The sequence below is a fragment of the Thermosipho africanus Ob7 genome (assembly GCF_003351105.1).
GTDB lineage: Bacteria > Thermotogota > Thermotogae > Thermotogales > Fervidobacteriaceae > Thermosipho > Thermosipho africanus.
In genome coordinates this window covers 1-21596 of sequence record NZ_NKRG01000002.1, presented here as the reverse complement: position 1 = coordinate 21596, position 21596 = coordinate 1, and the positions used below count along the sequence as shown (strand labels likewise).

The 21596-nt window shown below is 26.9% G+C and carries 21 protein-coding genes; 17 read left to right on the top strand and 4 right to left on the bottom strand.

Going from position 1 to position 21596, the window contains the following annotated elements; genetic code table 11:
• Positions 1-3 precede the first annotated feature (3 nt).
• The 10 genes from OB7_RS02495 (at position 4) to OB7_RS02450 (ending at position 7511) form a co-directional block, all read left to right on the top strand.
• On the top strand, positions 4-1065 hold the full coding sequence (locus OB7_RS02495) for a BMP family lipoprotein (RefSeq protein WP_114702446.1): 1062 nt from the start codon (positions 4-6) through the stop codon (positions 1063-1065).
• Between the two features lie 29 nt (positions 1066-1094).
• A complete protein-coding gene (locus OB7_RS02490; RefSeq protein WP_114702445.1) occupies positions 1095-2024 on the top strand; it encodes an ABC transporter substrate-binding protein in 930 nt (309 codons plus the stop codon).
• Positions 2011-3429, top strand: a complete 1419-nt coding sequence (locus tag OB7_RS02485; RefSeq protein ID WP_114702444.1) for an HD-GYP domain-containing protein — start codon at positions 2011-2013, stop codon at positions 3427-3429. The genes OB7_RS02490 and OB7_RS02485 overlap by 14 nt, the downstream gene beginning before the upstream one ends.
• A gap of 65 nt (positions 3430-3494) precedes the next feature.
• Complete coding sequence (gene rpmH / locus OB7_RS02480) at positions 3495-3629, top strand: 50S ribosomal protein L34 (protein WP_004102791.1); 135 nt, start codon at positions 3495-3497, stop codon at positions 3627-3629.
• On the top strand, positions 3611-4006 hold the full coding sequence (rnpA, locus tag OB7_RS02475; RefSeq protein WP_114702443.1) for a ribonuclease P protein component: 396 nt from the start codon (positions 3611-3613) through the stop codon (positions 4004-4006). Before rpmH ends, rnpA begins: the two co-directional genes overlap by 19 nt.
• Positions 3978-4223, top strand: coding sequence for a membrane protein insertion efficiency factor YidD (gene yidD, locus OB7_RS02470; protein WP_114702442.1), 246 nt, complete (start codon positions 3978-3980; stop codon positions 4221-4223). Before rnpA ends, yidD begins: the two co-directional genes overlap by 29 nt.
• On the top strand, positions 4220-5524 hold the full coding sequence (yidC, locus tag OB7_RS02465; protein WP_114702441.1) for a membrane protein insertase YidC: 1305 nt from the start codon (positions 4220-4222) through the stop codon (positions 5522-5524). Before yidD ends, yidC begins: the two co-directional genes overlap by 4 nt.
• 5 nt (positions 5525-5529) lie before the next feature.
• Positions 5530-6201 carry an RNA-binding cell elongation regulator Jag/EloR gene (jag, locus tag OB7_RS02460; RefSeq protein ID WP_114702440.1) on the top strand — a complete coding sequence of 224 codons (672 nt, stop codon included), beginning with the start codon at positions 5530-5532 and terminating at the stop codon, positions 6199-6201.
• Positions 6155-6496 carry a cupin domain-containing protein gene (locus OB7_RS02455; RefSeq protein ID WP_004102801.1) on the top strand — a complete coding sequence of 114 codons (342 nt, stop codon included), beginning with the start codon at positions 6155-6157 and terminating at the stop codon, positions 6494-6496. Before jag ends, OB7_RS02455 begins: the two co-directional genes overlap by 47 nt.
• Complete coding sequence (locus OB7_RS02450; protein WP_012580454.1) at positions 6489-7511, top strand: potassium channel family protein; 1023 nt, start codon at positions 6489-6491, stop codon at positions 7509-7511. Before OB7_RS02455 ends, OB7_RS02450 begins: the two co-directional genes overlap by 8 nt.
• Here the strand turns inward: OB7_RS02450 and OB7_RS02445 are convergent.
• Positions 7489-9909, bottom strand: a complete 2421-nt coding sequence (locus tag OB7_RS02445; protein WP_114702439.1) for a WD40 repeat domain-containing protein — start codon at positions 9907-9909, stop codon at positions 7489-7491. The two genes, OB7_RS02450 and OB7_RS02445, sit on opposite strands and share 23 nt — an antisense overlap.
• Before the next feature lie 161 nt (positions 9910-10070).
• Between OB7_RS02445 and glnA the strand changes: the two genes are divergently transcribed.
• The 6 genes from glnA (at position 10071) to OB7_RS02415 (ending at position 17729) form a co-directional block, all read left to right on the top strand.
• Complete coding sequence (gene glnA, locus OB7_RS02440; RefSeq protein ID WP_114702438.1) at positions 10071-11441, top strand: type I glutamate--ammonia ligase; 1371 nt, start codon at positions 10071-10073, stop codon at positions 11439-11441.
• 126 nt (positions 11442-11567) lie between these two features.
• Entirely contained in the window at positions 11568-12959 is a 1392-nt protein-coding gene (locus OB7_RS02435) for a GGDEF domain-containing response regulator (RefSeq protein ID WP_114702437.1), read from the top strand.
• 17 nt (positions 12960-12976) lie between these two features.
• Complete coding sequence (locus OB7_RS02430; RefSeq protein WP_004102813.1) at positions 12977-14041, top strand: endonuclease/exonuclease/phosphatase family protein; 1065 nt, start codon at positions 12977-12979, stop codon at positions 14039-14041.
• A gap of 1 nt (position 14042) precedes the next feature.
• Positions 14043-14642 carry a phosphoribosyltransferase gene (locus OB7_RS02425; protein ID WP_114702436.1) on the top strand — a complete coding sequence of 200 codons (600 nt, stop codon included), beginning with the start codon at positions 14043-14045 and terminating at the stop codon, positions 14640-14642.
• A 181-nt stretch (positions 14643-14823) separates the two neighbouring features.
• The gene (locus OB7_RS02420) at positions 14824-17403 is read left to right on the top strand and encodes a RecQ family ATP-dependent DNA helicase (RefSeq protein ID WP_114702435.1); all 2580 of its coding nucleotides are present in this window, start codon (positions 14824-14826) and stop codon (positions 17401-17403) included.
• 2 nt (positions 17404-17405) lie between these two features.
• Positions 17406-17729 carry a hypothetical protein gene (locus OB7_RS02415; protein WP_114702434.1) on the top strand — a complete coding sequence of 108 codons (324 nt, stop codon included), beginning with the start codon at positions 17406-17408 and terminating at the stop codon, positions 17727-17729.
• Between the two features lie 28 nt (positions 17730-17757).
• Here OB7_RS02415 and OB7_RS02410 read toward each other — a convergent pair whose 3' ends face one another.
• The 3 genes from OB7_RS02410 to OB7_RS02400 are packed head-to-tail and all read right to left on the bottom strand — an operon-like array spanning position 17758 to position 20383.
• On the bottom strand, positions 17758-18690 hold the full coding sequence (locus OB7_RS02410; protein WP_012580459.1) for an ABC transporter transmembrane domain-containing protein: 933 nt from the start codon (positions 18688-18690) through the stop codon (positions 17758-17760).
• Positions 18687-19430, bottom strand: a complete 744-nt coding sequence (locus tag OB7_RS02405) for an ATP-binding cassette domain-containing protein (RefSeq protein ID WP_004102817.1) — start codon at positions 19428-19430, stop codon at positions 18687-18689. Before OB7_RS02405 ends, OB7_RS02410 begins: the two co-directional genes overlap by 4 nt.
• Positions 19431-19432: 2 nt before the next feature.
• Positions 19433-20383, bottom strand: a complete 951-nt coding sequence (locus tag OB7_RS02400) for an ATP-binding cassette domain-containing protein (RefSeq protein WP_012580460.1) — start codon at positions 20381-20383, stop codon at positions 19433-19435.
• 206 nt (positions 20384-20589) lie between these two features.
• Between OB7_RS02400 and OB7_RS02395 the strand changes: the two genes are divergently transcribed.
• On the top strand, positions 20590-21564 hold the full coding sequence (locus OB7_RS02395) for a Gfo/Idh/MocA family protein (protein WP_004102818.1): 975 nt from the start codon (positions 20590-20592) through the stop codon (positions 21562-21564).
• Positions 21565-21596 lie beyond the last annotated feature (32 nt).

Here is a 21596-nt window from a genome sequence, read left to right as displayed (position 1 = left end):
TACATGAAAAAATTACTTTTTTTAGTTTTTATTTTAATTTTTTCAAGTCTTTTTGCTTTTAAAGTTATTATGGTTACAGATGTTGGGGGGTTAGGGGACGGATCATTTATGGATGGGACATGGTCTGGAATAGTTAGGGCTTGTCAAGAATATGGTATTGAATATGAAGTGATTCAATCAAAAGAACAAAGTGATTACATTAGCAATTTGAGCAAAGCAGCTGAATCAGCTGATGTAGTCTTTGCAGTTGGTTTTTTGATGTCTGATGCATTCTATAAAGTTGCGGAACAATATCCTGAAACCTATTTTGTTGGAATAGATTTTCACCAAGAAAAAGATTTACAAAATGTAATGACATTTACATTTAAAGAACAGGAAGGTAGTTTTTTAACGGGGTATTTGGCTGCTGGAATGACTAAAACTGGAAAGGTTGCTATTATCGGAGGTATTCCAATTCCACCTGTTAAAAGATATGAAATAGGTTTTAGAACAGGAGTTAAGGTCTATAATAGTATTCATAACACTAATGTTGAAGTAAAAGTTGTATATGCAAATAGCTTTACGGATCCAAAAAAAGGAAAAGAATTAACCCAAGCACTGATTGGCGAAGGTGTTGATATTATACAACAAGCTTGTGGTGGTACAGCTCTTGGAATAATAGAAGCTATAAAAGAGGAAAATTTAAAAAATGTTACTAGTAAAGAACTTAAAGAACTTATCGATTACATGTATTTAAATGGCGGATATTATATGCTTGGTGGAGATGTAGAGCAAGAATGGCAAGCTCCTGGTCATATTCTTGCAAGTGCCATTAAAAGAGTTGACACTGCAAGTTATATGGGTGTTGTTAAGGCATTTACAGGTGATTGGCAGCCTGGAAATATAGAATTGGGGTTAAAAGAAGACGGAGAAGGAATAAGCAGAATGCCATTTACAAAAGGATTGGTACCTAATGATTTAATTTACGAGCTTGAATATTTGATCAGTCTTGTAAAACGTGGAGAATTTAAAATTCCAGAGACTGAGGATGAATTAAATGCCCTAAGAGTTAAAATTCAGTTTTAAAGATATTTATCAAAAAAGGAAGCGGTAAAATGAAAAAATTGAATTATAACCTTTATATCTTAATTATCATTGCAATTATTTTTTTGCAAATTATATATTGGTATTTTGTTCAAAGTAACACTTATGGATTTTTATATTCGTTAAAAAATTCATCACATAATGTTGTTTCAAGTTATGATGGGAAATTAAAATTTATTTCATTCAACGAAGATGGTTTTAAAAAAAGTGATTTAAGATTTTTAAAGTCTAAAGGTGTAAATATTATAATTGGACCAAACTTTAGTAGTAGTATTGCCATTATAGAAAAAGGATTAGAAAAATACGGTTTGATAGCATTATCTCCAAGTATTACTTCAAATGATTTATTGAATAATAAAAATATTTTTTCTTTTGTTCCAATAAACAAAATACAAGTTGATGTAATTGTCTCTTTTTTGAAAGAAAAAAATGTTAAAAATGTTCTTATAGTACTTGATCCTTTTAATAAGATTTATTCTAAAGACTTTCTAGATATTCTTAAAACTTTCAATGGAAAGGCCGTGTATTTCTATTCCTCAAGACTTTCAAATATTGTTTTAGATAATTTTGATGCAATTGTAATAACACTATCTCCTAACTTAGCGCTAGATTTTTTTAACATACTAAGTGATTTTAGAGGAATAGTTTTACTATCCGACTCAGCAATAGACAGTTCTTTGAGAATATTACCCTCTTACAATAATCTATATCTTGTGGATTTTGGGTTTAAACAGGTTGATTGGTCTTTAATAACAATTAATGAGATAATTAATCTTTTATCAAAGCATAAATTTATTTCTTCCGAGCAATTTGTAAGTTATTTTACAAGTCATACTGTTGTAAATAATCAAGCTTTTACACCGGAAGGATATTTAATAAGGGATATACACATAGAAAAATTTGATATATTAAGAAAGGGGTTTTCAATTGAGAAAAAATAATGTTATTAGATTTAACTTAGCATTTTTTACAACTCTAATTATTATAATAACAATATTAATTCACGGTTTTCTACTAAAGTTAAATATTAGAGATTCTAGTAGATTTTTAGCTAACTATTTTGATAATTTGATCTCAAGTCGTGTATTTTTAAAATCAAAACTTGACAGGAATTTTTTTGATCCTCAAATGAAAATTGATCTTTCAAAAATTTTGGTTGAGGGGCCAAATGATTACATTAAGGGAATTTACTATTCATCGAATTCTATAAAATACGTTGAAAAATCTAGAGATAACTATCTTTTGTATGAAATTCCATTAACTTTGTTTAATTTTAACCAGTCTTCACTTAAACATTATGATATATTGGTAAATAATAAAATTGTGTACTCAAATGAAATATCAAAAATTGGTAGTGAATACCATAGCAATATTCTTGATTCAAAGTATTTATCAAAATATGGATTTGAAATAGTAGTAGGTTATAAAACCTCATTTTTTATTGGATCATATTTGTTAATTGTTCTACCAATTTTGGTTTTGTTGTTGATATTCTATTATGTTCTTTATAATTTAAGAAAAGATGCTGTAGGGTTGGATATAACTTTAAAAAATCTAACCATAGAATTGAAAAAAACTTTTGAAGAATTTAAGACTAAAAGAGTTTTAAGTTTTAATAAGCAGATAACAAATAACGAAAGAATAAATACTCTTCAGGAAATATTTATTAGTATGTTTAATGAATTTAAAAAAATATTGAATGAACATGAAAAAACTAATGAAATACTTGAAGAAACAATGGCAGAACTCGAGGAGACTAATGCAGAATTAATGGAAAAAAATTTACAAATTATCTCAGCTCTTGCTGAAGCTGTTGAAATTAAAGATTCAGTAACAGGGAATCATTCAAAAAATGTTATGAATTTATCTATAGAGCTTGCTAAAGAGCTTGATGTAAGTGATCCAGCAGAACTTGAAGCAATAAAATACGGTGCAATTTTGCACGATATTGGGAAAATAGGAATTCCAGAACATATTTTAAATAAACCTGGAAAATTGGATGATAAAGAATTTGAAATTATGAAAAAACATACTATATTTGGTGAAAAAATAATAAAAACTATACCTGGTTGGGACTTAGTGGCAGATGTAATAAGGCATCACCACGAAAATTGGGATGGTAGTGGATATCCAGATGGTTTGAAAGATGGAGAAATAAGCTTAAGAGCACAAATAGTTGCAATAGTAGATGTTTTTGTAGCATTAACTGAGGATAGACCATATAGAAATGGGTTATCCGTGGAAAAAGCTATTGAAATTATGAAAGAAATGGTTGGAAGCAAATTTTCACCTGAACTTTTTGAAAAATTCATTATGGTTCTAAAAAAACGCGGCTTAATAAATTAGTTGATTTAAATAAAAATTTATGATAACATAATAGCAGACTAAATTTTGGAAAAGGAGGAAAGGATATGAAAAGAACGTACCAACCTTCAAGAATCAAAAGAAAAAGAACGCATGGCTTTCTTGCAAGAAAGAAGACAGCAGGTGGTAGAAAAGTATTAAAGAACAGAAGAAGAAAAGGAAGATGGAGACTAGCAGTATAAAAAGGTTTGGTTTTAAAAAAGAAGAACGCTTGAAGCTCAGGAAAGACATTTTAAAAGTATACAAGAATGGAAAAAGTATTCAAAGTAGTTATTTTGTAATTTTGTATTGTAAAAATGGACTAGATTACAGCAAGTTCGCCTTTTCGGTAAAAAAGAAGTTTGGTAAAGCAGTAAAAAGGAATAAAGTAAAAAGATGGATGCGTGAAATTGTAAGAACAAATAAAATGAAAATTCCAAAAGGATACGATTATTTAATTATTGTTAGAAAATTGTTATCAAAGGATTTTGAATATATTCAATTTAGTCAATTTAAAGAAGCATTTTTAGAGTTATTCGAAAGGATAGGCAATGAGGAAAATAATATTAAAGCTGATTAGATTTTATCAGAAATTTATATCTCCTTTAAAACCACCAACATGTATTTATACACCTACATGTTCTGAATATACTTATCAAGCGGTCCAGAAGTTTGGAATTTTTAAAGGGCTTTTCCTGGGCTTCAAGCGTATTTTAAGATGTAATCCATTGCATGAAGGCGGATATGATCCAGTTCCAGAAAAGTTTTATATTTTTAAGGGGAGGCGGTCTGGTTGAAAAGAATAATTGCCGTCATTTTTTTGTTTGCTACACTTATAATGATTGCTGGTACAATTTCTGTGGAAGAAAGAACTGATGGAATATATGTTTTTACAAAATTTATGGAATATAAATTTGACTATAATGGAAATTTAAGTGAAGTATATAGAACTATTGAGAGAAGAACAAGAATGTTTTTATATTCAAACGATGGTTTTGATATTGAAGGTATTAGTTCAACACCAACTTTTAGTTGGCAAGGATTAAAGGATGGAGATAAATATACTGAAGTTACATTGAAATTTAACTATTCTGATGAAATTGAAAAAATATATAATTTCAAAGAGGGTCCAAATTATACATTTGATGTATCAGTTTTATCTTCGAAAGAAGTTGTTGTCCATGTGCCAAGAGTAGGTTTCGAAAATGATGATAGGTTTAGGAATAACATCTTTTTATCATTTTATAGTAAGGGTGACATAATTTCAATTATAAAATTTAATGGTAATACTCTAGGTGGGAATAGTGTTAAGGGATCAAATTTAAGATTCTTAGTGTATATTGGCCCTTATAAAAAAACTCTTATTAAAAGTGCATTTTTAGATGACTATGATTTAATTTCAGAAATGCTTAAAACAGTATCAGGTGTAGGTGGCTGGTTTGACTTTATACTTTATCCTTTAGTTTATTTCTTTGGTTGGATTAATGATTTTACCAGAAATTTTGGTCTTACAATTATCGTATTTACAATTATTGTAAGGTTTGTCTTATATCCTCTTTATCACTCACAAACAAAGTCAATGATTAAAATGAGAAAGTTACAGCCAATAGTGGAACAGATTAAGAAAAAATATAAAGATCCACAAAAACAACAACAAGAATTACTTAAGGCATATAGAGAAAATAAAATCAATCCTGCAAGTGGATGTTTAATGGCTTTTGTGCAGCTTCCTATATTCATAATTCTTTATCAAGTTATTAGATACTATCAAGAAGAATTTGCTTTTAGTGGAAGATTTCTTTTCTGGAATGACTTAACAGCAGGTGGATTTAGTGCAAATTGGATTTTTTTGGTAATTCAGATAGTAGCAGGGTATTATCTAGCACTTATTACTAGTCAAGATTCAAGGACAGCATGGCAAAGCATAATAATGAGTTTTATTTTCCCATTTTTATTCATTGGTTTGCCAAGCGGAGTGTTCCTCTATTATACGGCAAATACTTTGATACAATTAGGTATAACCTATTATATCTATAAAAGATATAAAATCAAGGGAATTACACAAAGAGAACTTTGGGGATTACCTAATAAGGGGTGAAAGACTTGAAAAAATTGACAATTACTGGTAAAAGTGTAGAAGAAGTTCTTGCAATATTTGAAGAAGAAATGAAAATAAACAAAAATGAATATGAATATTTAGTAATAGATAAAGGTTCAAGTGGTTTTTTTGGTTTTCTTGCAAGAGATGCTGTAGTGGAAATAACAATAAAAAAGGAATTTTATGAAAGAAAGCTTGAAGAATTTTTAAAAAACATTGTTTCCTATTTTGACTCAGATATTAAAGTAAGTGTTTTTTCTAAAAACCCTAGGCTTTTTATAGCTAGAATTGACGGTGAAGGAATAGGAAAAATTATTGGAAAACATGGTAAAGGTTTAGGTGCGCTTCAGCATATTGCAACAATATTTTTAAACAGACTTTCAGATATAAAAATTACTGTTATAATTGATGCAGGGGACTACAGGGAAAAAAGAAAAGAATTAATTAAAAAAATTGTAGAAAACGCAGTAGAAAAGATATCCGCTGGAGTAGAAAGAGTTGAGCTTGATCCAATGTTCTCTTTTGAAAGAAGGCTAGTTCACGAATTTTTAAAGAAATATCCACATGTTCATTCTTTTTCCGAGGGAGTTGAACCTTATCGATATGTAGTCATAGAAAGGAGGAGAAATCATGATAATATCCAAACCAGAAAAAGTAGAACCTATAATAATAGATGATGGAAAAATCGAGAAAAGGATATTGATAGGTTCAAAGGATGGAGCAAAAAACTTTGTAATGAGGCTGTTTAAATTAAAACCCGGAGCTAATACACCTTATCATACTCATGATTGGGAACATGAGATATTTGTTTTAAAAGGGAAAATACAAGTTGTTTCTAAAGATAACAAAACTGATGTTACTGCAGGAACATTTATTTTTGTCAAACCAAATGAAGAACATCAATTTGTCAATGTAGGGAATGAAGATGCTGAATTTATTTGTGTAATACCTTACATTGAGGGAAATGAATAGAGAAAATATAGAAAAGACACTTTTAAAACAAATTGCTTTCTTTTCAATATTAATATTAATAGTTTTACTTTTAGGGGTCCTTTATTATCACTTTGTTGAAGGACTCCCTTTTGTTGATGCATTTTTCTTTACTGCAATAACAATTTCTACAGTTGGTTATACTATGCCAGAAAATTTATCCGAAGCTGGTAGACTATTTACATCGTTTTTAATTTTTTTAGGTATAAGTGTTGTATTATATGGTGTTTCAACTGTTACTGCAATAATTGTTGAAGGAAAGTTAAGTAATTATATGAAAGAAAGGAGAAACAGAAAAATGATTAGTAAACTAAAGGACCACATTATAGTGGTTGGGGCGGGTAAAACTGGCCAATATGTAATTGGGGAATTAATTCGAGAAAAAGAAAATTTTGTTATAATCGATTTGAATGAAGAAAACATAAATAAAGTGGTTGAAGGTTATAACATATCAATTCCATATATAGTTGGCGATGCTGCAGAAGAAGATATATTACTTGAGGCAGGTGTAACAAAAGCAAAAGCATTAATAACTACACTTCCTGAAGATCATGTTAATGTTTTTGTTGTCTTAAGTGCAAGAACTTTAAATCCAACAATGACTATAATTTCAAAAGTTAGTGATGTAGCATCAATTAGAAAACTTATTTATGCTGGAGCTACGACTGTTGTTGCTGCTGCTGAGATTGCGGGCACTAGAATGGCACGTCTTACAACTCGCCCAGACAGTGTTAACTTTTTAGATCTTTTTGCATTTGGAAATGAGTCTTACAGAATAGAAGAAGTTAAAATACCTCCAAAGAGCTCTATAATTAATAAAAAACTTTCAGAATTACAACTATCTAAAAAGTTTAGAATAATGGTAGTAGCAGCTTTAAGAAAAGGAGAAAATATATTTGGACCTGATGGCGATTTTGAAATCTTAGAAGATGATTCATTAATGATTTTGGGTAGAAAAGAGGATATTGAAGAATTTAAGGAATTTGCAAAACTATAGGTTTTTCACCTTCGGATAAGAAAATCTGATTTTTCTTTTCATCTATTGCTATAGACAAGACAGAAATTTTAAAATTACTATATGAATACAGTACATTTCCAGAAAAATCAATTATTTTTATAGAATTATCGTTTGCTCCGGTTACTATCTTATCATTAAAAACTTTTATACTAAATATTGTTGCGTTATGAATATGTATCTTTTTAATTTCCTCATTGTTTAGATTATAAATATAACAAATTCCATTTTCATCACCAAAAACAAGATAATTTTTATAGATATCAAAGTCCCATATAGTACTTTCAGTATTAATTAACGTGATTTGTTTGTCTTTCAAAAAATCATACCTTATTATTTTTCCATTAATAAACGATAAAAACAAATAATTATTTTCTACTCTTATCTTAGTAATTTTTGAAGAAAATCGTTTTTCAAAGATAACATTTCCACTATTTAAATCATATCCGTATATAAATCCATCCCAACCACCAGAAAAAAGTAATCCATTTTGAAAATCAAGAGTCCAAACATAACCGCTGTGTAAAGAAAGTGTTTTAATGAGTCTTCCAGAAAAATCCCATATTTTTATAGTTCTATCACTTGATGCTGTTACAAATCTATTTTTGTCAATAATTTTTATATCTCTTATAACATCAAAATGTCCTTCAAATGTTTTTAAAAGAACTAATTTCTCACCATTAATTTTCCATATATTTATTTTACTACCTCCTGTAGTCACAAGGATGTCGCTATATGAATCAATTTTTGATATAATAAAATGTTTTTCAGATAAAGTCCCATACTCGTTAAAATTTTCATCAAAAATAATAATAGAACCATTATAATCTATTGCATAAAATTTTTTGTTATACGATTCAAGAAAAACAAGTCCTTTTTTCTCTAAAACATTATTGATTGAATTGCCTGAAAATGAGAATACTCCTTTTGAAGTAGATAAATATATTCTTGAATTAAAAACTACAGCATCGTAAATATTTGTATCTAACTTATATTTTTTACCTATTTCTCCATCAAATGTTATTGGTATACCATTCAAAATTTTAACAATTGGAGAATCTGAAAAGTCTTCTATGTTAAAATTATTATCAATTATATTGTAAGTAATTACTTTGCCTTTACTTGTTCCAAACAGTACCTTGTTATTATTAGTTTCGTAAGATATGAACCAATGATTTGGTATGGAAATATAATTAAAAAGTTGAAAATCTTTAAAAATAAAAAGCTCTTCATATGTACCAATAAATAAAAGATCTTTGAACTCTAAAATTAGTGTTATTTCATTCAGAGATTCGAACAAAACATTTGAATCTAGTAATAATTGGTTTTTTAAATTAACTATATAAAACTTTGAGCCAGAAATTTCAAAATTTGAAATTTTATAATACTTTTGTATAATTTTACCAGTTACAAGATCATATTTTAATAATGTCCCATCAAACTTTAATACATAAAGATTATTTTCAACAATTTTAGTTTTCTTTATTATTGAAAAATTGTTTGGAAAATATGTTACTCTATAAGTTCCGTCGTTATCTAATTTTAATAACTTACCAGAACTGGTACTAATAAATAAAGAGTTTTGGTATTTACATATACTCAAAATTCCGTCGTTAACCACTCGAAGCTTGTTTTTTAATTTACCATCAAAAAAATATATATATCCATCCTTATCTCCAAAAATCAATTTATTACTATCTGAGTATGCAGCTGTAAAAGAATTGGTTAATTTAATAATGGAGTTCTCATTTAATAAATAACCATTTGATGATACAAAGTATATTTTGTTTTTAAATTTTACAATCTTTATTAATTTATATTCAAAATTTAAAGTTTTAACAAGCCTAAAAGAAGATGTATCATAAACAATAACTACTCCTTTTTCATCACAACTATAAACTAAATTTCCATCAAAAAATATGTCTCTAACCCATGCGTCATGTTTATAATTAAAAACTATATTAAATTTTTCTTTGTCAACTAAATATACCCTATTAGCTGAACCTGAGAATGCAATAAAATTTTCATTGGAGGTTACAGTAAATATTGAACCATTTTCATACTCTATTTCTTTTATCAATGTTCCATTACGTCTATCATATATTTTTAGTTTATTGTCTGGCTTATAACCTCCTACGTATATATTACTATCGTCTATATGTAAAGCTCTTGCCCAAGAATTGTGTGAATAAATTGTTTTTATAATAGTAAGTTTTTTATAATCCCATATAATAACTTTTCCATCAGAAGCTGATGTATATAATAGATTATCAAAAACTTTTACCTGCCATATTGCTCCTTGGTGACCAAAAAGATTAAAATTAAATCCAAAAATTTTCAAAAAGATTATAATAACCAAAAAAATTACATATCTTTTCATATCAAATATAATAGCATAAAAGAGTTAAAATAAGAAACAGTAAAAAAATTAAACAGAATTATTCTTATTAATGACTAAACATTAATAGCTATCATTGTTGAAAATTTTGTAAGATGTTAAACTATACATGCAATAAAAACAAATATGAATGGAGGTATAAGATGGAAATAAAAGAAATTTTAGAATTAGTTGAACGTGAAAAAATAAACTTGATAGACTTAAAAGTTGTTGATATTTTAGGAAAGTGGAGACATGTAACACTTGCAAGGACAAACTTTTCTGAAAAAACTTTTTATGATGGTGTAGGTTTTGATGCATCAAATTTGGGATATGCAAAGGTTACTAATAGTGATATGATTATGATCCCAGATCCATCCACTGCAATGATTGAGTATATAGGTGATGATAAGGTTCTTTCAATGATCTGTGATGTTTATGATGTAGAAACAGGCGAGCCTTCACTTCATGATCCAAGAAGCTTATTAAAAAAGACTCTTGAATCAATTAATGATATTGCTGATAAAGTATATTTTGGTCCAGAATATGAATTTCATATTTTTAAAGATGTTAGATATACAGTTGAGAGTAATGATATTAGTGTTTACATTGATAGTGATGAAGGTTTTTGGAATTCGTTCGATAAAGGTGAATATTTTATTGGGAGGAAGAAAGGATATCATAGAATTCCGCCTTTTGACACTTTGATGGAAGTAAGAAATAAAATAGTAAATGAATTATTAAAATACGGTGTTCCAGTGAAATATCATCACCATGAAGTTGGAACATGCCAAGTAGAAATTGAGCTTAGTTTTGTAGATGCTTTAAAAGCAGCTGATTATACGCTTTTAGTAAAATATATTGCTAGAAAAGTTGCGAAAGAATATGGTTTGATAGTGACTTTTATGCCAAAACCACTGTACAATGAGGCAGGAAATGGAATGCATGTACATCAATTCATGGTAAAGAATGAAAAGAACATATTTGCTGGTAATAAGTTATATGGCCTTTCAGAAATTGCATTATCATATATTGCAGGTCTTTTAAAACATGCTGGCTCCGTAATGGCGTTTTCAAATCCTTCAACTAACTCATATAGAAGGTTAGTTCCAGGTTTTGAAGCACCAACAAACGCAGTTTTTGCTTTGGCAAACAGAACAGCAGCAATAAGAATTCCTGCATATGTCAAAGATGATAAGAAAAGAAGAATTGAGTTTAGAACAATAGATGCATCATGTAATCCATATCTTGCTTTTGCTGCAATGATTCTTGCGGGTATTGATGGCATTAGAAAATCCTTAGACCCAACTCAAGAGGGATTTGGACCGTTTGAAGGTGATGCGTATAACGAAAACATTAAACCACTTCCAACGTCGCTTGATGCCGCTTGTAATGAGTTAAGAAAAGATAATGAATATTTGACAGTATTTCCAAAAGAATTAATTAATCACTGGATAAGAATCAAATTGAGTGAGTCGAGAGAAATAATGTCAATTCCTCATCCAAAAGAATTTGAAAATTATTTTGACGTATGAGATTCAAATATTAATGAATCCCGGGATTTAAATATCCCGGGATTTTTATTTAAACATTTTGTAAAATAAGATGTTTTTGTTATAATTTAATAATGATAAAAAAATAAGTGGGGGTTAGGGAATAATATGAAAAAAATATTATTAGTTGATGATAGCAAGTTCTGGAGATTGCTATTGTATGATTTATTAAAAAGTAATTATGAAGTTTATATTGCTGATTCTGGATTTGATGGTATTAAAAAAGCTTTTGAATATTATCCTGATATCATCTTAACTGACTACAATATGCCCGATATATCGGGTATATTTTTATCCATTGTGCTAAGAAATTATGATGAGTTCAAAAATTCTGGAATATTTATACTTACAAGTTCTGACGATAAATTAAACGATTTTTGGGTAAAAAAGAGCGGTGCAAATAAATTCTTTTCAAAATCAATTTTTAAAGAAAAAGACAAGTTAGATGATTTTCTTATAACCTTGAAAATGAAGGATTTTTATTCAATTAAGACAAATAATCATAAAATTTCTAGAGAGAAAATATATGAAATTATAGAGCAGAAATTAAAAAGTGAGATTTTCCAAAAAGAAATTCTAAATTTATTAAAATATGTCAGAGATGAAAAGCATCTAGTTTTTAGATTATATAGCTTCTTTAAAGATTTATTTGATGTTGAAGCATTCTTTGCTTTATTACTTTCCGAATCAGAAGGTAGAATTTATTCATTCAATGGAAATGTGAGCAAAAATCATGCAAAAGCACTTTTATTATCTTATTTTGAAAAACCTACTATTCCTACAACCTGGACTTTCATTGGCGATTTTAATGATAATTCGAGTAAGAAAATAAAAGAACACAAAAAATTTCTTATAAAATTTGAAAACAAAGAAGAAGGGATAATCCTTGTGGAACCTAGGTTAAGCAATTTCAAAAGTATGACCGACTTGATATCCACTAGTTTGGGAGTCGTTTTTAACACTTTAAACAATTTTAAAGAATATATAAATGCCTCAATTTTTGATGGGCTTACAGAGTTGTACAACAAAAAGAACTTGATTATAAAAATTGAAGAATTTGTTAAAAAATATTCTACAGATTCAACTATTGCAATTATTGATATTGACAACTTTAAAAGTGTGAATGACAAATATGGGCATGTTGTTGGAGATAAGGTTTTAAAAAAACTTGCGGAGATTATTAAAAATAGTATTGATAAAAATGCCATTGCTGGAAGGTATGGTGGCGAAGAGTTTATAATTTTATTCAATTCTCCTGATGTTGCATTTACTACTATTGAAAAAATATTTGATACAATTCATAAAACGGATTGGGGGGATATTTTAAATGATAAAAGAAAAATTACAATAAGTTGTGGAGTTTCATCTTATAAAATGAATCAAACTATTACTGATTTTATTGACTCTGCAGATAAACTCCTTTATAAAGCTAAAAAAGATGGAAAAGATAGGTATTATTTTGAAAATTATAATTTAATGGAAAATAAATATATAGTTTAAAAGAAAGGGGTAGGGGTATGAAATATATAAAATTAACTCTTATATTGTTGATATCTATTGCATTAGTTATTGCAGGATATTTTGGAATATTAATATTAATTGGTACACTTACTGATTATAAACCTGAAAAAATAGAGAAAATTGAAGTAGAGAATGTTTCAACATTAACAATTGATAGTAGTAGGTTGACTATATTTGATTGGAATATAGGTTACGGTGGTTTAGGAAAAGATATGGACTTTTTCATGGATGGAGGTAAAAAGGCTATAACTGACAAAAATGATGTTTTAAAAAATCTTGAAGGGATAAAAGAAATACTTATAAAAAATGAAGCGGATATTTATCTTATACAAGAAATTGACAGAAATAGTAGAAGATCGGGGTATGTTGATGAGCTAGATTATTTAAAAGAAAATGTTTTTAAAAATTATAATATTGCATTTGCTTACAATTACAAAGTATTATTTGTTCCGGTTCCTTATCTAAATCCTACTGGAAAAATTGAAGCAGGGCTTGCAACATTTTCGAAGTATAAAATTGATGAAGCTTTGAGAATGGCTCTACCAGGTGAATATGAGTGGCCCACTAGACTTTTTCAGCTTGATAGATGTCTTATATTAACAAGGATGAAAGTAAAAAACGGAAAAGATTTGGTTATTTTGAATATACATCCAAGTGCTTATGATCCAGGTGGAAAGCTTAGAGAACAACAATTAAAATTTATAATGGAAACAGCTAAAAAAGAATTCGAACTTGGGAATTATGTAATTATAGGTGGAGATTGGAATAGTGAATTTTTTGATAATTTAGACTTTAAATATACAGAAGAAAAACCTGAATCTTATATTAAACTTCCGGATTTTTTCAAACTTGAGGGATGGAAATGGGCTATTGATAATACTGTTCCAACAAATAGATCTCTTAAAACAAAATATATTCCTGGGCAAAGTTTTGTTACTGTTATTGATGGTTTTTATGTTTCGCCAAATATTGAAATAGACTATGTGAAAAATATTGACTTGAATTTTGAATTTACAGATCATAACCCAGTAATTTTAAAAATTACATTAGTTGAAGATTAAGATGTATGAATTTATAAATGAATTAGAAAAATTTGATAATCAAAAGGAAAAATTTAAAATAATTGAACAAATAGAAAATTATCAAATTTATTGTTTGGAGCATTATTATCCAAAAAATTCTTTTTCTGATTTTGTTTTGGATGAGAGCGAATTAGATTTTAGAAATTTAGTTTTTAAATTTAAAAATGGAAACAAACAAGCACAAAAAAAGATTATAAAAAAATTGGTACCCTCTATTAAAAAATTGAATATTATAAGTGAAGATTTTATATTTTTAACAATACCAGCATCTAAGAAAGCTGAAACAGAAAAAAGATATAAATATTTTTCTAAGAAATTTTCTAAATTACTGAACATAGAAGATGGATATGGTATAATATCAAACAAAATTGAAAAAGAAGAAAAACATCTTTCAGGAAGAAAAGTAAATTTTTTAGATTACATTGAGATTGATGAGGAAAGAATAAAGAACAAAAATGTTATTCTCTTTGATGATATTATATCTTCTGGAAAAACATTCTTAGAAATTGCTAATCGGCTAAAACAATTAAAAGTTAAAAAAATAATAGGAATTTTTTTTAGCAAAAACTGTTTCAAATAAAAGTAATGATAGTAATTTATTTTTTGCAGGTTTCATTCCAAAAAAGTTACTAAATAATATAAAAAATAATGAACTAGCATTTAACATTGAAAAACATTATGAAAAAAAACATAAAAATGATTCAAAGATCTCGATTATTGCAAAGATATATAACAATATTATACTTAGAGGAATTCCTACATTGCCTTCCATTTTTTTAGAAAGAGAAATTCTTTCTTTGGGGAGAAAGGAAATAGGAATATTATCTGCATGGCTTCATAAAGCATTGATTGAATCCATTATTGATGGACTGTTTTTTAACAAAGAAAAATGGAAAATTTTAATTATTGAACGAGATTTTGAGTTTGCGAAAATCGCAATGATTGATTTTATAAACAATATTCGAAAAATAGCCCAGCTAAATGACTTAAATTTCCCGGATATTGCATTTGATGTAAAAAATCAAAATATGTTAAATTGCAAAGTTGAGTATAATTCGTATGACTTAGTGATTAACATAGGTTATACAAATACTGAAAAAACAAAAATTAATTCTAATAATTACATGTATGTATTCCCAAACACTCTAGAATCAAAAGTTAAATATGATTTTTATAAATTTCTACCTATCAAATACAATTTAGAAGGTAAAGAAGAAGTTTTAAAATATTTTTTGAAAAATATTTTTAGAAAAGAAGAATTTAGAGAAGGCCAAATTGAAATAATAAAAAATATTCTTTCGCTAAAATCAACTATAGGTCTTCTTCCGACAGGTTCTGGTAAATCTCTATGTTATCAGTTTAGTGCTTTATTTCAACCAGGAATGATTGTTATTGTTGACCCATTAAATTCTCTTATGATCGACCAATGCAATAATCTTAGCAATTTAGGAATTAAATCTAATGCATATATAAACAGTAACATAGGTAGTATTGAAAAAACTGAATTATATAAAAAGATATTAGATTGTGAAATAAAATACTTATTTATTTCTCCAGAGAGATTACAGATGAAAAGTTTTAGAAAAATTTTAATACAGTTTTTAGAGAATTACTCAATTCCTTTTTTTGTAATAGACGAAGCCCATTGTATTTCTGAATGGGGGCATGATTTTAGAACTTCTTATCTAAAACTTTATGATAATATAATAAAAACAATAGAATGTGAACCTATAATTCTAGCTTTAACAGGGACTGCTTCAAATGTTGTTTTAATAGATATACAAAAAGAGCTTAATATTCTTTCATTTGAATCTGTAATTTTTCCTAAATCTTATGAAAGAAATGAACTTGAGTTTAATATTTTTAGAGGAAAAGATAAAAGAAAAATTTTAAAGTGGATATTAGAATATGATTTACCAAGCAGATTTAAAGTTAGCCTAGAAAAACTTTCAGGAATAATATTTTCAAGTAAAATAAATGGAAAAGATGGTATTATATACATACATAAATATTTGAATGAATTTGGAATAAATTCAAAATTTTATTCTGGAAAAGTTCCTAAAAAAATAAAAATTTCAAATTATGAAATACAAAAGAAAATTATACAAACACAATTTAAAGAGAACAAATTTCCAGTTCTAGTTGCAACCAAAGCCTTTGGAATGGGAATTGATAAAGATAATATAAGATATACAATACATTATAATTTACCTTCATCGATAGAATCATTTTACCAAGAGGCAGGAAGGGCTGGAAGAGACAAAAATAAAGCTATATGTTATTTAATATTTACGGAACATTCTCGCACATTAACTGATTATCTCTTAAATACAGATAATGATGTTTCTGTTATTAAAGAAATTTTTAAAACTTCTCAAATAAAAGACGATGTATCAATTCAGTTGTATTTTCATTTGAAATCATTTCCAGGTAAAAAATATGAAATAATTGAAATTATTCATTTTTTTAATAAGTTAAGGGAAAATTCAAATAATTTCAAAAAAAATATTGTAAAGCTTCAAACAAAGGATAAGTATGTTGAAAAGATTCTCTATAGGTTATCAATTTTAGGAATTATAGATGACTATACAATTCGGTATGATAATAAAAATATAATCTACGAGATAGTATTAAAGAAATTTACCAAAGAGGTAGTATTGTTGAACTTATTAAAATTTGTTTCTCGGTATAAATTTAAAAATTATGTTGAAGAAACTTACAAATTATTAAAAGATAAAGATATTGAAGATTATATAGTGTTTCTAATTAATTTTATATATGATGAAATTGAAAAAAGGAAAAGAAAATCTTTGTATTATTTAGTAGAAATGTCTAGAAATTATTCAAACAACAATGACATAAAAAATTTTATAACTAACTACTTTTCAAAACATTCATATAGTGATATGTTAGATGAATTAAACAAAGAAATTAAGGAAGAAAAAATTTTAAAGTTTTTAGATATATTAAATCAGCTTGAAGATTACGAGATCAAAATTATATATAAAAGTCTTAGTAAATACAATAAAAATATTTCTATGAACCTTATTAGTGTTTTTTTGAAATTAATTTTAAATCAAAATATCAAAAAAATTATTCCAGAATGGGAATTTTTTTGCAAAAATTCTAATTACTTTTCTAGTAATTTCATTGAAAAAATCTTTATATTTCTAGAAAAATTTGATCATTTTGAGGAATTTTATAGAGTTTTTCTAAAGTATAATTATGACAAGAGTATAGTCAAAAAATATTATTATATAGACAAATCATTATCAGCTAAAATTATTTTAAATTCTTTGTACAAAGAGCTAAAAAAATTAACTTTAGAATTGGAGGGATAATTTTGGAAGAAATGTTTGAAGTTGAAGAAACTCTTAAAAAGATCAACTCTGAAGTAAAAAAATTAAAAACATACAATGATTCAATTGAAGTAATTGAAAAAAGTCTCAGTGAAATACTAAATAGTTACAAAAGAACGCTTTCCAAATTAGATGAATACATTAAAATAAACAACGATTTAGAAGCTCAAATAAAACAGCTAAATTTAAAATTGGAAAAAATGAATGATGATTTTTTTAAAGCTAAGAGATTTTTAAAAGATAATATTTTTGAATACTCAATTATAATCGTTTTTATAGTCTTTTTAATTTTTGAAATATTAAAATGAAATCTCTGCCCCTGGGGGCAGAGATTTTTTAGCCAACATTTTCTTCTAATTGTTTTGCAGAAATAACAGCAGTTCTAATATTATCCCAAACACCGAGTGAAGTAAATAATTGGTACCTGAGTAGAAGAAACAGGTTTGTCAATGCAAAAAAACTTCCGGGATCTTTTAAATTTATTCCTTGCTTAATTACTAAAAAATAGAATATCATGGAGAACAAGTTTCTTGAAAAATTAGATAAGATTTGATCAATAATATAAACTGATTTAGTTTTTTTCCAATAATAATTTGTCCTTTTTTTATAATTTTCAAATTCTGCCTTTTTAGCATTAAATAATTTAATTTCTTGGATACCAGAAAATGTATCTGCAACATAAGATTTTATTTCTAAAAACTCATCATTTAATTGTTTCAAATTTTTATAATAAAATGAGTTTGAAATTGCAAGAGTAATCAAAATTAAAATTGAAAATATTATCATATATATTCCTGAAAGCTTATCAATATAATACATTGCTGAAATATATGTAAATATTTTTAGTGCAAATACTACCCCATCTGTGCTTTCGTTGTTACTTACAAAATTGATCATATCTTTAACTGTTCTAAAAGAAATTTGTGAATAAAATGATGATGTTTTTTTTGAAAAATTTAAATAATCTTTAGACATAATTTTTTTATAACAATAGGTACCATAAAAATTCAAATATCTTCCAATAAAATAATATGAAAGGCATCTTTGAAAAAGTAAAAAAATATGACTTACCAATACTGCAAGAAAAAATAAAATTGCATAGTAGACATAGTTTTCATTTTTTAAAGCTGCTTTATTTATTAAATCTCTACTCAAAATTGATGAATACGAAATAAATATAGTTGACAGTACACTTAAAAAGCTTAATCCAAATAGTGAACAAAGATATTTTTTTGGCATCTTAAATATCCATTTTACAAATATCTTCACTTTTTTTCATCCCTTCTAAATTTTTCTGTCAATTCTTGTTCTGCTTTGAAAAACTTTTTTAAAAGACTTTTATCGGAGTGTTCACTAAATTTTCCTTTTTCTTTTATCTCTCCATTCTCCAAGACTGCAAATTCATCGGTAAGAGACAATATTGAAAATCGATGTGAAATCAGTATTAGTGTCTTATCTTCTACAAAGTCCTTAATATTATTTATTACTTCTTTTTCTACAAGTTTGTCTACTCCTTCTAAAGGTTCATCAAGAATAACAAATTCAGGATTTCTTAAAATTAACCTTGCAAGAGAAATTCTTGCCCTTTCTCCGCCAGATATATTTCTAGCTTCTTCTCCAAGGATAGTATCTAAAGTTCTTGTTTTTAAAAAATCGCTTAAACCTGCAAACTCTAAAGCATTGTATAATTCTTTGTCAGTTGCATCATGCTTTGCTATCAACAGATTGTCCCTTATACTTCTGTTAAAAATATGGGTTCTTTGACTTAAAACTCCAACTATTTCATACCAATTTTCAATGCTATTTAATGGTTTTCCATTTACAAGTATGTGTCCTGAATCAGGATTAATATATCTTAAAATTAGCTTTATTAAAGTGGATTTTCCTTCACCACTTGAACCTACTATTGATATTTTTTCGCCGTTTTTAATTTCAAAATTTAGATTATTAATTATTTTTCTACCTTCATATGAAAAATTTACGTTAATAAATTCTAATTTTTCAAACATTTTTACACCTCTCTTAAATAATTATCATAAGCATCTTTAGCTCTAGAAGCAGCCCACGCAATATAATCGCTGTCATTAATATAAACTTCTGAATAATTTTTAACATTTTCAACGTACCTTAAGATCATAATGGCAATTCCTGGAGTCAAATTGCCTTTAAAAACTTCAAAGCTTATAAATATTATTACTATTGGGATTATAACTGCTGAAAATAGTTCATAAGATAATCCAAACTTTAATTCAGATTTACCGAAGAGATCGTAAGCTTTCACCAAAGAATTATATCCATCTTTTAACCATTTCAAACTAAAAAAAAGAGAGTTATAATTTCTAATTTCTTCGTAACCTGAATAAAGATCAGAAAGTGTATTTGTAACATTATATTCTGATTCATTCATCTTTTCTGAAATCTTACTTTCTGCATCTACTTTTTTATTTGAAGAAAATAGCAAAAGAAAGAAATTAAAAATCATTAATAATCCTACTTTCCAGCTGTTTATAAATATCATTAGAGATGAAAATAAAACTAAGAATGGTAGGATAAAAACGAAAATAGCAAAACTTCCATAAAAAAATTCAAAGACATGCTCAAAACTAAAAATTCTATCCATTTCCTTTTTAGGATTTACTTCTAAATCTGATTTTTTCAAAACAGTAAATATTGCTTTTTCAAAAAGATATTTTGGACCATCAACAAGATAAAAAGTGATTCTAAAAAAAGAACTAATTTCAGAAAATATAAAATACAGAACATACAAAAGAATAAAAACAAAAAAAGGATACGAAAAATTTAAGTTTAAAAAACTGTCTACAATCTTTCCAAGAAAAATTGGGAGTATAATAGACAAAATCGATGATAAAATGTAACAAATATCAATAAATAATTTTTTAAACATTAGTTTTTTAGAAAGTAATTTGTGGTATGTGAAAAAATATTTATAAAACTGCTTCATATGAATCCTCCTATTTGTAAATAATGTAAGTTATAAGAAAATATTTTTCTAGATAATTTAATTGATAATCACTCCATCCACCCCCTCGTAATTTTGTGAAAAAAAAATCAAAGTTTATTTTATCATGTTTAATAAATTATGTCAAATAAAATTAAAATAGTTATATGGTACAATTATATTGTAATTGACAAAAGGGGGGTGAGGGAATGAAAAAAATACGTTTAGCAATTGTCGGTTGTGGTATTGCAGCAAGAGATTTACATTATCCCGCATTAAAAGCATTAAATGATAAGTTTGAGATTGTTGCGGTAACTAGTCGTACCAAAAAACATGCTGAAGAATTTGCCAAATTAGTTGGGAATCCAGAAGTATTTGACACCTATGAAGAACTTTTAGAGGCTGATTACATAGATGCAGTAGATTTAACCCTTCCAATACACCTAAATGTTCCCTTTGCTATAAAAGCAGTAGAAAAAGGAAAACATGTAATATGCGAAAAACCTATTTCTACTGATGTAGAATCTGCAAAACAGCTTTTAAATGTATCAAAAGAAACCAACAAGGTGATTTATATTGCAGAAAATTGGAGGCATATAAAAAAGTTCCGTTTGATTAAAAATCTTTTAAAAAATTTTAAGGAAGTATTATATTTTAATTGGAGAATTTTCGTAGGTATGAAAAAAGATAACAAATATGCAAAAACGGATTGGAGAAAGAAGCCACAACATATTGGAGGATTTTTATCTGATGCAGGGGTTCACCATGTTGCAGCAATGAGATTAATTTTTGGTGATATTGATTGGGTAACTGCCTATACAAAAGATTTTTCGGACTACCTTTCAGGACCTGATTTTATAAGTACAATTGTAGAATTTAAAAACGGAGTAATTGGAAACTATGTAGCATCTTACAGTTTCAATGAAGAAGAACAATTTGAGATTTATGGAAAAGAGAATACACTAAAAGTTTTAAAAAATAAAATTTTTTATAACGAGAAAGAAATAGATTTTGAAGAAAATATGGGCTATAAAGAAGAATTTGAAGATTTCTATGAGGTTATATTAAATAATAAAGAAAATGATCTTGGAAATTGCGAAGAAGCAATAAAAGATTTAGCTTTTTTTGAAGCAGCACTAAAATCTAATGGAAATAAAATTAAAGTAGATGCTTTAATAAATTGAATAGTTAAATGTTAAGGAAAAAATTAATATTT